Below are 13,226 nucleotides of genomic sequence, written 5' to 3'. Positions count from 1 at the left end.
TTAATGGGCTATTGCCGCATCAAAGGATATTAATATTGTATGACAATATAATCTCAGCAAGACCAGCCCCTGTCAATTGGTTTTAGGGGGCTGGATGCCGTAGGAAACCTTATTTTTTCGCCGGTTTTACCGCTTTGTTTGCGCTAACACCTTCACTGGTCATGATGATGCGCTTGATGGTGCCGTCCGGGTTGTAAAACAGCTCATCAATGCTCACCGAGCGACGGTATTGGCCGCCATCCGGGCGACCGGCGCCGGTGTGGTAAATAAAGTAATGCTTGTTGTTAAAGGTGATGATGGACTGGTGGTTGGTTGGGGTATTGCCCGCCACCTCGTTCAATATGCCTTTATATTCCCAGGGGCCATTGATGCTTTTGCTCATGGCGTAGCCGATTTTCTCCGGGAAACCCATCGCATAGGATAAGTAGAAATTGCCCTGGTGCTTGTGAATCCAGATGGCCTCGGTGAATTCCGGCAGATCTTTGATCTCGATGATCGGGCCATCCAGCTCGATCATGTTTTTCTTGAGCTTGGCGTAATAGGCCTTGGTATTACCCCAGAACAAATAGGCCTGACCGTCATCATCGATCCACACGGAAGGGTCGATATCATCCCAGTCATTTTTGGTGGCGGTGGTCATATCGTTAGTGATCAGCGCGCTGCCGCGTGCATCTTTAAATGGCCCGAGCGGGCTGTCACCTACCGCCACACCTATAGCAAAACCGGGCTTGGTGTCGTTGTGGCGCGCGGTGATGTACCAGTAGAACTTGCCATCGCGCTCAATCACCTGGCTGGCCCAGGCATCGCCTTTGGCCCATTTGAAATCTTTCACTTTTAACAGCGGGCCGTGGGCTTCCCAATTGGCCATGTCGTCGGAGGAGTAAACCAGCCACTCGTGCATTTCAAAGAACTTGGTGTTGTCTTTGGCTTCATCGTGACCGGCATACAGGTAAACCTTGCCATCGTGTACCAAGGCGGCGGGGTCAGCGGTAAATACGTCGGTAAATATGGGGTTGGCTGCCTGGGTTAGGGCCGCGCAACAACTTGCCGCCGCAACCACCAGAGGCTTGAGTAATGAACGCATAGGGAATTCCTCTCGCTTGTATTTTTTCTGTTTATTGTGACCACCACCCACAGCAGCGGCCCACCACCTCTATAAGCCGGAGCAGATTTGCACCTGAGCCATCCGAGGGGTTGATTTATATTGATATTATAATACAATTAAATCAAGCATCCCTTTCATTTTTTTACCTTGCGGGTTTTCACCCGCTGGCGAGATCTACCAACAAGGCAGCAAACCATAGCTTGTCTGACTTACCTGCACCGATAACAGGCGCGGTAAACAGCCACTGGTTATTGTTCGTAAATTCGCGCCTTTTGGATTGCAGGTAAGGATGCCAAAAACTTATATTGTAATACATTAATAATAATCATCTGTTCTCAATGCTTCTTTATCAATGTTAGATATGGGCAATGGGCAAAGAGACAGATTCCACTGGCGTGGCGTATTAACGAAGTAGCCCCTATGAGCCAAGACAATAACAACAGACCGGCCAATAAATCCCTGCGCAGCGCGCAATGGTTTGGCACGCAAGACAAAAACGGCTTTATGTACCGCAGCTGGATGAAGAATCAGGGCATCCCCGAACATCATTTCCAGGGCAAACCCATTATTGGTATCTGTAATACCTGGTCAGAACTCACCCCCTGCAATAGCAGCTTTCGCGACTTGGCCGAAAGCGTGCGCCGCGGCATCTTGGAAGCGGGCGGCGTACCGGTGGAATTCCCGGTATTTTCTAACGGTGAATCCAACCTGCGCCCGAGCGCCATGCTCACCCGCAATTTGGCGGCGATGGATGTAGAGGAAGCGATTCGCGGCAACCCGATTGACGGTGTAGTCCTCTTGGTCGGCTGCGATAAAACCACACCCGCACTGGTGATGGGCGCCGCCAGCTGCGACCTGCCCACCATTGTGGTCACCGGCGGCCCCATGCTGAATGGCAAACACAAGGGGAAAGACGTCGGTTCCGGCACCCTGGTCTGGCGCATGAGCGAGGACTACAAGGCCGGCAAAATATCGCTGCAAGAATTTATGGATGCCGAAGCGGATATGTCCCGCTCCACCGGCACCTGCAACACCATGGGCACCGCCAGCACTATGGCCTGCATGGTGGAATCACTCGGGCTGTCACTGCCGCAAAACGCGGCCATTCCCGCCGTGGACTCGCGCCGCAAAACCCTGGCCTACGCCTCGGGTATGCGCATTGTCGGCATGGTGAATGAGGATTTACGCCTGTCCCAACTCATCACCCGCGAAAGTGTGATTAATGCCATTCGCACCAACGCGGCAGTGGGCGGCTCCACCAACGCGGTGATTCATTTAAAAGCCATCGCCGCGCGCCTGAATATTCCACTCGTGCTGGACGACTGGCACAGCTACGGCCACCAGGTGCCAACCTTGGTGAACCTGCAGCCCTCCGGCCAATACTTGATGGAAGATTTTTACTACGCCGGCGGTTTGCCCGCGGTATTAAAACGCCTGGGCGATGCCGGTTTACTGCACAAAGATTGCCTGACTGCCAACGGCAAAACCCTGTGGCAAAACAATCAGGATGCGCCCTGCTACAACGATGAGGTGATTCGCCCTTTTGCCAACCCGCTGTGCGACAACGGCGGCATTTGTATTTTGCGCGGCAACCTGGCACCGCGCGGCGCGGTATTAAAACCCAGCGCCGCCTCGCCGCAGTTAATGAAACATCGCGGCCGCGCCATAGTGTTTGAAAGTTTTGATCATTACAAAGAGCGCATTATGGATGAGGCGCTGGACGTGGATGCCAACAGCGTCATGGTGCTGAAAAACTGCGGCCCCAAGGGTTACCCCGGCATGCCGGAGGTGGGCAACATGGGTTTACCGCCTAAACTATTAAAACAAGGTGTGACCGATATGCTGCGCATTTCCGACGCGCGCATGAGCGGCACCGCCTTTGGCACAGTGGTATTACATGTCACCCCTGAAGCGCAGGAATTTGGCCCACTGGCGATAGTGCAAGACGGCGATTGGATTGCACTGGATGCGGAAAACGGCGCACTGCATTTGGAAGTGAGCGATGCAGAAATTGCCGCGCGCCTTGAACAATTGCGCGCCCACAAAATCCAACACAAAACCGGTGGCTACCTGCAGCTTTATATTGAACACGTGATGCAAGCTGATGAAGGTTGCGACTTTGATTTTTTAGTGGGTTGTCGCGGCGCGGCCGTGCCCGGCCACTCGCATTAAATAGCCCAGGCGATCGCGATGACTATCACCAACCAATACCCCAGCCTGAAATACAAAGTGGTGCTAATTACCGGCGGCGCATCGGGCATTGGCGCCAATTTGGTGGAGGCCTTTTGCCAGCAAGGCGCGCAGGTGTGTTTTATCGATATTCGCGATGACGATGCGCACAAATTGGTGGAGCAACTGAGTCACAGCACAAGCAACACACCACCGCGCTACTATCGCTGCAACCTGCTCAATATTCCCAAGTTGCAGGCCACCATCAAACAGATTTACAGCGACGTGGGCGCGATTAATGTGCTGATTAACAACGCCGCCAATGACACGCGCCACGATTTTCGCAATGTGACAGTGGACTACTGGAATGAGCGACTGGCGGTGAATTTGCGCCACCATTTTTTTGCCGCACAAGCGGTGTACCCACAAATGCTGGAATTGGGCGGCGGCTCCATTATTAATTTAGGTTCCATGAGCTGGTACGCCACCCAGGGCGGCATGCCCGGTTACACCAGTTCCAAAGCGGCGATTGAAGGTTTAACCCGCGGTTTGGCACGCGACATGGGCGGCGACAATATTCGCGTAAATACATTAGTGCCCGGCTGGGTGATGACGGATCGCCAGGTGGCCATGCTCACGCAAGAAAAAACCGCGCGCAATATTTTGGAAAACCAATGTTTAAAAAAATCAGTGATGCCGGAAGACATTAGCGCTATGGCGTTATTTCTGGCATCGGACGATAGCCGCATGTGTACCGCACAGCACTTTATTGTGGATGGCGGCTGGATTTAACACAGCCCGATGTGAACGAAACAAATATAAGAGAACAACAGCGAATTTTTTACTTATAAATTTAACGATACGAGGAACCACTATGAAAACAATTTTTAAAACCCTGACCCTCGCGGCGGCCATCGGCATTAGCGCCACCGCCAACGCCCTCACCGTGGGTTTTGCCCAGGTAGGCTCTGAATCCGGCTGGCGCACCAGCTTTTCTGAATCGGTAAAAGCCGAAGCGGAAAAACGCGGCATCACCTTAAAGTTTTCCGATGCGCAACAAAAACAGGAAAACCAAATTAAAGCCGTGCGCAGTTTTATTGCCCAGCGCGTGGATGCGATTTTAATTGCACCAGTAGTGGAAACCGGCTGGCAACCCGTATTGATGGAAGCCAAACGCGCACGCATTCCGGTGGTGATTCTGGATCGCAATGTATCAGTGACCGACCAATCACTTTACCTCACTCGCATTGCGCCCGATTTTGAAGTGGAAGGCCAACGCGCCGCCACTTGGCTCACCGACAAAACCCAAGGCAAGTGCAATATTCTGGAATTGCAGGGCACTGTAGGTTCAAGCGCGGCGCTTGGCCGCATGAAGGGTTTTAACGAGACTATCGCCAAATTCCCTGAAACCAAAATTGTACGCAGCCAAACCGCAGAATTTACTCGCGCTAAAGGCAAAGAAGTGATGGAAACCATGCTGAAAGCCGAAGGCGGTGGCAAAAATATTTGTGCCATTTGGGCGCATAACGACGAAATGGCACTGGGTGCAATCCAAGCCGTAAAAGAAGCCGGCTTGCAGCCAGGTAAAGATATTTTGATCGTATCTGTCGATGCGGTGGACGATGCACTTAAAGCAATTGTTGCCGGCGAAATTAACGTGTCCGTTGAACTCAGCCCGCACCTCGGCGGCCCAGCGTTTGATGTAATTGACCAAGCACGCGCTGGTAAAAAAGATTTTGAAAAATGGATTCGTATGGGTGGTGCAGTATTCACTCAAGAAAACGCAGCAGCAGAATTGGCTAAACGTGGCGCTAAATAAATTATGAACACAAATCCAGTTTTACAACTCAAGGGAATTCATAAGAAATTCCCGAGTGTACACGCGCTTAAAGGTGTGGATTTCACGCTGCGCGCCGGTGAAATCCATGCGCTGCTTGGTGAAAATGGCGCCGGTAAATCCACACTGATTAAAGTGATGACCGGTGTTTACCAGCGCGATGGCGGCGATATTTTATTGGACGGTAAACCTATATTCCCGAGCAACACCGGCGATGCCCAAGCACTGGGTGTCAGCACCGTGTACCAGGAAGTGAATTTGCTGCCCAATTTAACCGTAGCGCAAAATATTTATTTGGGCCGCGAGCCGCGCCGTTTTGGTTTGATTAACTGGGGCAAGGTAAACCGCGATGCCGCAGAATTATTAAAAGGTTACGACCTGGATATAGACGTCACCCAACCGCTCTCCAGCTACTCCATTGCCGTGCAACAATTAATTGCCATCGCACGCGGGGTGGATATGTCGGCCAAGGTATTAATTCTGGACGAACCTACCGCCAGTTTGGATGCCGACGAAGTGCAATCGCTATTCCGCATTATGCGCGACCTGCGCAGCAAGGGCATTGGCATTGTGTTTGTCACCCACTTTCTGGATCAGGTCTACGCCGTGTGCGACCGCATTACGATTTTGCGCAGCGCAGAACTGGTGGGTGAATTTGAAGCAGCCACTTTGTCGCGCGCGGAACTGATTGGCCATATGCTCGGCAAAGAATTAGCTGCACTGGGTGAACACAAACCCCAAAGCAGTGCCAGCAACAGTGAGCCGCTAGTGGAATTAAAAGCTTTGGGCCACAACACCAATTTATCCCCCATGGATTTAACGGTTGGCAAAGGCGAAGTGGTTGGCCTTGCCGGTTTGCTCGGTTCTGGCCGCACCGAACTCTGCCGTTTGTTATTTGCTATCGACAAAAAAAATAGCGGTGAATTATTGTTTGATGGCAAGCCAGTCAACTTTTCTGCACCGCGCGAAGCCATTATTGCCGGCATGGGCCTGTGCCCGGAAGACCGCAAACACGATGGCATTCTCGGCCAACTTTCCATTCGCGAAAACATGATTCTCGCCCGTCAAATCAAACAGGGCTGGTGGAAATTTATTTCGCGCAAAGAACAGGAAGAAATCGCCAACCGCTATGTAAAAGAATTAAGCATTGCCACCTCCGATATCGAAAAGCCTATCGAACAATTGAGCGGCGGCAACCAGCAGAAAGTCATTCTGGCGCGCTGGCTCGCGGCTAACCCGCGCTTGTTAATTCTGGATGAACCCACACGCGGCATTGATATTGGCGCCCACGCCGAAATTATTCGCCTGATTCGCAAACTCTGCACCGATGGTTTGTCGCTAGTGGTCGCCTCCTCCGAATTGGAAGAGCTGGTGGCCTTCAGCAACAAAGTCGTGGTGCTGCGCGACCGCAAAAAGGTGGCGGAATTACAAGGCGACGACATCAACCCGCAGCGCATTATGCAGGCCATTGCGTCGAACTAATTGATAGAGGCATTTATGAACTTTACCAAAAACCAAAACCTGCGCCGCTATTTATGGCCCTGCGCCGGTTTGCTGGTGCTGTTGTTAATCAACGCGATTATCGCACCGGAATTTTTTTCTATTGAATTTAAAGATGGCCGCTTTTACGGCAGCTTGATTGATGTGCTTAACCGCGCCGCGCCAGTTGCACTCCTGGCGATTGGTATGTCCTTGGTGATTGCTACCGCCGGTGTGGATTTGTCGGTGGGTTCGATTATGGCTATCGCCGGCGCAGTGAGTGCTTATTACATCACCCAGGGCGTGGACAACCTCGCGTTAATTATCGGCGCCGGTTTAATTGCAGGTTTAATGGCGGGAATCGTGAATGGTTTTCTCGTGGGTTACATGAGCATCCAACCCATTGTAGCAACGCTGATTTTAATGGTGGCCGGGCGCGGTATTGCGCAATTAATTAACGAAGGCCAAATCGTCACCTTTGATCACAGCGGTTTTGCATTTTTGGGCACTGGCAGTTTCCTCGGCCTGCCCTTCCCGGTGGTACTGGTGATTATTACCTTTGCACTGGTGCAATTACTCACGCGCCGCACCGCACTGGGTTTATATATTGAAGCGGTGGGCGCAAACCCCTCCGCCAGTCATTACATGGGGCTGAATGCCAAAGCAATTAAATTGTCCGTATATGTGGTTGCCGGTTTATGTGCAGCACTCGCCGGCATGATTGCCGCCGCCGACATTCGCGGCTCGGACGCCAACAACGCCGGTTTATGGCTGGAATTGGATGCAATTCTCGCGGTAGTAATTGGCGGTGCCTCACTCATGGGCGGGCGTTTTTCTATTTTCCTCGCGGTGATTGGTGCGCTGATTATTCAAACGCTTACCGTGACAATTATTTTGAGTGGCATTGAACCCAAATTTAATTTGCTGATTAAAGCCAGCGCCATCATTTTGGTATTGCTGCTGCAGTCGCCGCGCTTCCAACAACAATTAAGTCAGTTGAACTTCTTCAAGAAAAACAACAAGGAGATTAACCGTGCTTAATCCCAAATTTATTCCCCTTGCCGTTACCTGCGTTTTATTTTTTGTGCTGTTTGGCATAGGTTCGGCACAGTTTGAAGGCTTTGGCAGCTCGCGCGTATTTTTTAATTTGCTCAGCGACAACGCCTTTTTAATTATCGCCGCCGTGGGCATGACCTTTGTGATTTTATCAGGCGGTATCGATTTATCGGTAGGCGCGGTTATCGCACTCACCGGGGTGGTGTGCAGTGTATTAATTAGCAAATACAACATGCATCCGCTGGTGGTATTTCCTATTGTGTTAGTCGGTGGCACTGCATTCGGCGCGATCATGGGGGCAATTATTCACTACTACAAAATGCAGCCGTTTATTGTCACCCTGGCGGGAATGTTTTTTGCGCGTGGTTTGGCGAGTGTGATCAGTGAAGAATCTATTCCCATCGAACACGATTTTTACAATCAAGTGGCAGAATTTGGTTTTATGTTACCGGGCGATGCCTGGGTGGGAACCTCCACTTTGATTGCGGTAGCGGTATTAATCGCTGCGATTATTGTGGCCCACTACACCCGCTTTGGCGGCCGCGTTTACGCCGTAGGCGGCGATATGAATTCCGCCGCACTCATGGGTATTCCACTCGCGTCCACCACCATTCGCATTTATGCGATTAGCGCGTTTCTTGCCACACTCTCCGGTATTGTCTACTCCTTCTATACCTTCTCCGGCTTTTCACTCGCCGCCGTGGGTGTAGAGCTGGATGCAATTGCCGCGGTAGTGATTGGCGGCACCCTGCTCACCGGCGGTTACGGCTACATGTTCGGCACATTGATTGGCGTACTCATCATGGGCGTAGTGCAAACCTACATCTCCTTTGATGGCACCCTGAGCAGCTGGTGGACAAAAATCGTAATCGGCCTGCTGCTCTTCTGCTTTATCGCCCTGCAGCAGCTGTTGGTACGCAACCGCAAGTAGGTTGGAAGAGCAAAGCGACTTCCGACATCGCTGAAAGAGCGCAAACGCCTCCACCACCAAAAGCCCGCGACTAACCTCGCGGGCTTTTCACTTATACGCCTTCCTCACCCGACACTTCTACTGCTGCACCATTCCAGCGCAGTAGCCAGCACCAAAAAGTCACCTATACTATGAGCTAGTGGCGCTATCGATCACCTGAAAGCGCCTCATCCAGTACCACCCAACGCTTTAGATGGACTTTCTCTCCTGCGGAATACCGCACAGTCACAACCCCAAAATGGTTCCAAGAGGTTATCCATGCTGTTCAATGCGTCACTCAAGAAGCAATTACTGGAATTACAACAGGCGCAAACCTCCACAGATGCCATGCTTAAAGCCATGTGCGAGAACATCCCGGTCATTCAATTCACCCCCAATGGGGAAATTATTACCGCCAATGCGATGTTTCTCGCGGCTGTGGGTTATCAATTGAGCGAGGTTCAAGGCCAACATCACCGCATTTTTTGCGACCAACAAACACAGGATTCACCTGAATACAGCAACTTCTGGCGCGACCTGAAAGCCGGCAAGGCCAACAAGGGCACATTTTTGCGCTACGCAAAGGACGGCAGCCCCATCTGGCTAGAGGCTACTTATTTTCCCGTGGTTGAACAGGGCAAGGTCACGCGCGTATTTAAAATCGCCAAAGATATTACCGAGCAAGTTGCCAGCAGCAAAAATAATGAGGCCATTATTACCGCGCTGCACAAAGCGCTGGCAGTGATTGAATTTACCCCCGACGGCAAGGTCATTACCGCTAACCAGAATTTTCTGGATGCAATGGGCTATCAACTGCACGAAGTGAAAGGGCAGCATCATCGCCGCTTTTGTGACGAGGAGTTCTACCGGCAAAACCCGCATTTTTGGCAGGAGCTAGCGGCAGGAAATTTCAAGCAAGGTAAATTTGAAAGGCGCACCAAATCGGGCCGAACTATTTGGCTGGAGGCCACCTACAACCCCATTTTTGAAAACGGCAAGGTGATAAAAATCATCAAATTTGCCAGCGACATTACCGCGCGCATCCAATACGCGGAAAAGGTGTATCACACCAGCCAAATCGCCTACCAGACCTCGCAAGAAACCATGCAAATCGCCGAGAAGGGCGAATTACTGCTGGATCGAACCGCGACCAGCTCCCAGGCTATTGCTGGCGAAGTGAGCCACTCATCCGAACTGATCGGGCAATTACTCGATGAGTCCAAAAAAATCTCTGCTATGGTTAATACAATCCGCAGTATTGCGGATCAGACCAATTTATTGGCATTAAATGCGGCAATAGAGGCCGCCCGCGCGGGTGAAAATGGCCGTGGTTTTGCGGTGGTTGCCGATGAAGTACGCAACCTCGCCGCCCGCACCAGCAGCTCAACCCTTGAAATTGAAGAGGTAGTGCGGCGCAACAGTTCACTCACCGAAGAGGTGATGAAAGGTATGGAGCTGGCACGCACCCAAGCAGAAGATGGCAATCGATTAGTCAATAACGCAGTAGCAGTGATAGAAGCCATTAAAACCGGCGCCCAAAAAGTCTGCGAAGCGGTTGCTTTACTCAAGACAAATAAACAAGCAGAACATTAAAAATACTATGACAACAGATCGACAATGTCGCCCAACCGGTTGCGACCAATGTAAAGACGGCGAAGCACTCGGCTTTGATTTCACTATGGCCTTCCAGCCTATTGTGAGCGCACGGCATAAAAACATTTTTGCCCATGAAGCGTTGGTGCGCGGGCCGAACAATGAGGGCGCTGCAACAATATTTGCGCAGATCAATGAGACAAACCTGTACAAATTTGACCAGGCTTGCCGCACCAAAGCTATTCAATTAGCCGCGCACTTGGGTATGCAATCGCTGCTCAGTATTAACTTTATGCCGAATGCGGTTTATCGCCCGGAGCTGTGTATTCGCGCTACCTTGGCGGCGGCAGAAAAATATAATTTCCCCATCGAACAAATTATTTTTGAAATTACCGAGAGCGAAAAGGTCGATGATTTAGCCCATGTACGCAACATTGTTGAATACTATCGCCAGCGCGGTTTTAGAACGGCCATCGATGATTTTGGTGCGGGTTATTCCGGCTTGAATTTGCTCGCCGAAATCCAGACCGATTTGATGAAGCTGGATATGGCGCTGATTCGCAATATAGACCAGCGCCGCTCCAGTCAAATTATTGTGCGCGGCATTATGCAAGTGTGTCGCGAATTGGATATGCAAGTGATCGCCGAGGGCATTGAAAGTTACGAAGAGTTTTCGCTGCTTTTCGACTTGGGGATAGATTTATTCCAGGGCTATTATTTTGCGCGCCCCGCCTTTGAAGCGCTGGCTGAAATACCGGCGGATATTTTTTCCCTTCATCGCACTTAGCTGAGCGCTTTTACACAATACTGATTGGGCGCCACACCAAAACTGCGTTTAAACATGGCCGTAAACGCGCTGGGGCTGCTGTACCCCAAAAAATGGGCAATGCGTGCGATAGGCTCGCCGCGCTCCAGTCGGCAAATCGCCTCTGCCAGTTGTACTTGCTGTACCCACTGGCGATATTTCAGGCCAGTCTCACGCGGAAATAAGCGAATCAATGTGCGCGCACTGGCGCCCACCATCGCCGCCAGGTCTTCAATGGTATGGGTCACGCCCGGTGTGTTCATCAGGTATTGGCACACCCGCTGGAGGCGGCGATCTTGCGGCCAGGGGATCTCCACCGATTGGGTTGTCGCGCGGTTAATTTCCATCAGGATCAAGGCAGCCAAATGCTCGCCGCGCCCTGGGATGGGGTATTCCGCCGGCTCCTGCAGCAAGCCCAGAATCAACTCGCGCAACAGCCCGGATACGGCTATCGCCCGGCACTCTGTGCCCAGTGCGGCAGACATTTCTGCACTCACATATAGGGTGCGCATTTCTAGGTCGCTCATCATAAAGGAGTGATGCTCAACATTTGGCGGCACCCAGAGCGCACGGTGCGAGGGAATGGTCCATACGCTGTTGGGTGTTAATACCCGCATGACGCCCTCCACCGCGTAAAGCAACTGCGCGCGCGGGTGGGTATGGGGAGCGATTTCATCGCCATTGGCATAGCGACCGGCCCAGGCAACAATCGGGCGGGGTACAAACTGCAGGGCTTTCGGGCTGCGCTGTTCGATCATGGCAATCTCCAAGGGACACTTTGTCACTTGCTCGACAGTTTATGTCATTTCCGTTTTTTTTCGCATTTTATACTGCCAGGGCAAAAAACCTGACAACGAGTCTTGATATGAGCCAGATGGAACCCCTCCCCGCCCAACCCCTGCAACCAGTGGAGTTTGATACCACCAAAACCTTTGTGCCAATCATCGGTGCGGTGAGTTTTGTGCACCTGTTAAATGACCTGATCCAGGCGATTTTGCCGTCCATCTACCCCTTGTTAAAAACCAACTACGCGCTGAGTTTTACCCAAATCGGCCTGATTACCCTCGCCTTCCAAATGACTGCCTCACTGTTCCAGCCGGCAATTGGCCTTTACACCGACAAACACCCCAAACCCTATCTGTTGCCCATGGGTATGTTATTTACATTGGTGGGGTTGGTGATGCTGGCGGCGGCCAACAGTTTTCTTTGGCTGGTGATCGCCTCCGCCGTTATTGGCTTGGGTTCATCCACTTTTCACCCAGAAGCCTCGCGTGTAGCGCGTATGGCATCGGGCGGGCGTTTTGGTTTTGCCCAATCCTTTTTTCAGGTAGGCGGCAATGCCGGCTCTGCCTTTGGGCCGCTGCTGGCCGCCGCCATTATTATTCCCCAGGGTCAGGGCGCCATTGGCTGGTTTACCCTGTTTGCCATTTTGGGTGTGACCGTTTTATTCAGCGTAAGCCGCTGGGTGATTCGCTCGGGCGCATCACTAAAAAGCGGTAAAAAACATTCGCACTTTGCGCACCTGAGCCGCAATCAGGTTATTGCCGCGCTTAGCCTGTTGGCGCTGCTGGTATTTTCCAAATACATCTACATGGCGGCCTTCACCAACTATTACACTTTTTATTTAATGGAAAAATTCGCCACCTCCGTTGCCGATGCGCAATTGTTATTGTTTTTATTTTTAGCCGCAGTCGCCGTAGGTACATTTGCAGGCGGGCCAATTGGCGACAAAGTGGGGCGCAAAGCCGTCATTTGGATTTCCATCCTCGGCGCTGCACCTTTTACCCTGTTATTCCCCTACTGCAATTTATTCTGGACAGCAGTTCTTTCAGTCGTAATCGGTTTGGTTTTGTCATCCGCCTTTTCAGCGATTGTGGTGCTCGCACAGGAATTAGTACCCAGTAAAATCGGCATGATTTCCGGCGTATTTTTTGGCTTGATGTTCGGCATTAGCGGCATTGCCGCCGCCGGATTAGGCACAATAGCCGATGCAACCTCCATCGAACACATGTTCGATATCTGCGCATTTTTACCACTGCTTGGAATAATTACGGTGTTACTGCCGGGGATGAAACGGAGCTAGGCGCTCGCAAAACACCTCAGATTGCTGAAGCAACAATCCGGGGTGTTTACGTTTTGGTTTTTTTAAAGTTTTTTAAAGCTGAACTGGCTATCGGGAAAGGAAGTTGTTGAAAAAAATAAATCTCTTAAGCAGAAATAAGAGTTTCGGTGC

General features: G+C 51.4%; 11 protein-coding genes. 9 read left to right on the top strand and 2 right to left on the bottom strand.

Annotated elements, in window-relative coordinates; all coding sequences use genetic code 11:
• Nucleotides 1-109 precede the first annotated feature (109 nt).
• Nucleotides 110-1,084, bottom strand: a complete 975-nt coding sequence (locus ACFODX_RS11325; protein ID WP_378119137.1) for a glycoside hydrolase family 43 protein — start codon at nucleotides 1,082-1,084, stop codon at nucleotides 110-112.
• A 441-nt stretch (nucleotides 1,085-1,525) separates the two neighbouring features.
• Between ACFODX_RS11325 and ACFODX_RS11320 the strand changes: the two genes are divergently transcribed.
• From ACFODX_RS11320 to ACFODX_RS11285, 8 genes are all read left to right on the top strand, one after another.
• The gene (locus tag ACFODX_RS11320; protein WP_378119135.1) at nucleotides 1,526-3,277 is read left to right on the top strand and encodes an IlvD/Edd family dehydratase; all 1,752 of its coding nucleotides are present in this window, start codon (nucleotides 1,526-1,528) and stop codon (nucleotides 3,275-3,277) included.
• An 18-nt stretch (nucleotides 3,278-3,295) separates the two neighbouring features.
• Nucleotides 3,296-4,066 (top strand): SDR family NAD(P)-dependent oxidoreductase, encoded by a 771-nt coding sequence (locus ACFODX_RS11315; RefSeq protein WP_378119133.1) that lies wholly within the window; start codon nucleotides 3,296-3,298, stop codon nucleotides 4,064-4,066.
• An 82-nt stretch (nucleotides 4,067-4,148) separates the two neighbouring features.
• Nucleotides 4,149-5,093, top strand: a complete 945-nt coding sequence (locus ACFODX_RS11310; RefSeq protein WP_378119131.1) for an ABC transporter substrate-binding protein — start codon at nucleotides 4,149-4,151, stop codon at nucleotides 5,091-5,093.
• A gap of 3 nt (nucleotides 5,094-5,096) precedes the next feature.
• A complete protein-coding gene (locus tag ACFODX_RS11305) occupies nucleotides 5,097-6,593 on the top strand; it encodes a sugar ABC transporter ATP-binding protein (RefSeq protein WP_378119129.1) in 1,497 nt (498 codons plus the stop codon).
• Between the two features lie 15 nt (nucleotides 6,594-6,608).
• A complete protein-coding gene (locus ACFODX_RS11300; protein WP_378119127.1) occupies nucleotides 6,609-7,631 on the top strand; it encodes an ABC transporter permease in 1,023 nt (340 codons plus the stop codon).
• Nucleotides 7,624-8,577 (top strand): galactofuranose ABC transporter, permease protein YjfF, encoded by a 954-nt coding sequence (yjfF, locus tag ACFODX_RS11295; protein WP_378119125.1) that lies wholly within the window; start codon nucleotides 7,624-7,626, stop codon nucleotides 8,575-8,577. Before ACFODX_RS11300 ends, yjfF begins: the two co-directional genes overlap by 8 nt.
• A 297-nt stretch (nucleotides 8,578-8,874) precedes the next feature.
• Entirely contained in the window at nucleotides 8,875-10,188 is a 1,314-nt protein-coding gene (locus ACFODX_RS11290; RefSeq protein ID WP_449245368.1) for a methyl-accepting chemotaxis protein, read from the top strand.
• A gap of 7 nt (nucleotides 10,189-10,195) precedes the next feature.
• Complete coding sequence (locus ACFODX_RS11285; protein ID WP_378119123.1) at nucleotides 10,196-10,975, top strand: EAL domain-containing protein; 780 nt, start codon at nucleotides 10,196-10,198, stop codon at nucleotides 10,973-10,975.
• Here ACFODX_RS11285 and ACFODX_RS11280 read toward each other — a convergent pair.
• Nucleotides 10,972-11,751 (bottom strand): AraC family transcriptional regulator, encoded by a 780-nt coding sequence (locus ACFODX_RS11280; protein WP_378119121.1) that lies wholly within the window; start codon nucleotides 11,749-11,751, stop codon nucleotides 10,972-10,974. The two genes, ACFODX_RS11285 and ACFODX_RS11280, sit on opposite strands and share 4 nt — an antisense overlap.
• A gap of 107 nt (nucleotides 11,752-11,858) precedes the next feature.
• Here ACFODX_RS11280 and ACFODX_RS11275 point away from each other — a divergent pair, with 107 nt between their 5' ends.
• On the top strand, nucleotides 11,859-13,076 hold the full coding sequence (locus ACFODX_RS11275; RefSeq protein WP_378119119.1) for an MFS transporter: 1,218 nt from the start codon (nucleotides 11,859-11,861) through the stop codon (nucleotides 13,074-13,076).
• Nucleotides 13,077-13,226: the final 150 nt, after the last annotated feature.

Source organism: Cellvibrio fontiphilus, assembly GCF_042646205.1.
GTDB classification, from domain to species: Bacteria; Pseudomonadota; Gammaproteobacteria; order Pseudomonadales; family Cellvibrionaceae; genus Cellvibrio; species Cellvibrio fontiphilus_A.
The sequence above is the reverse complement of the archived record's forward strand: the minus strand, read 5'-3'. Positions and strand labels throughout refer to the sequence as shown.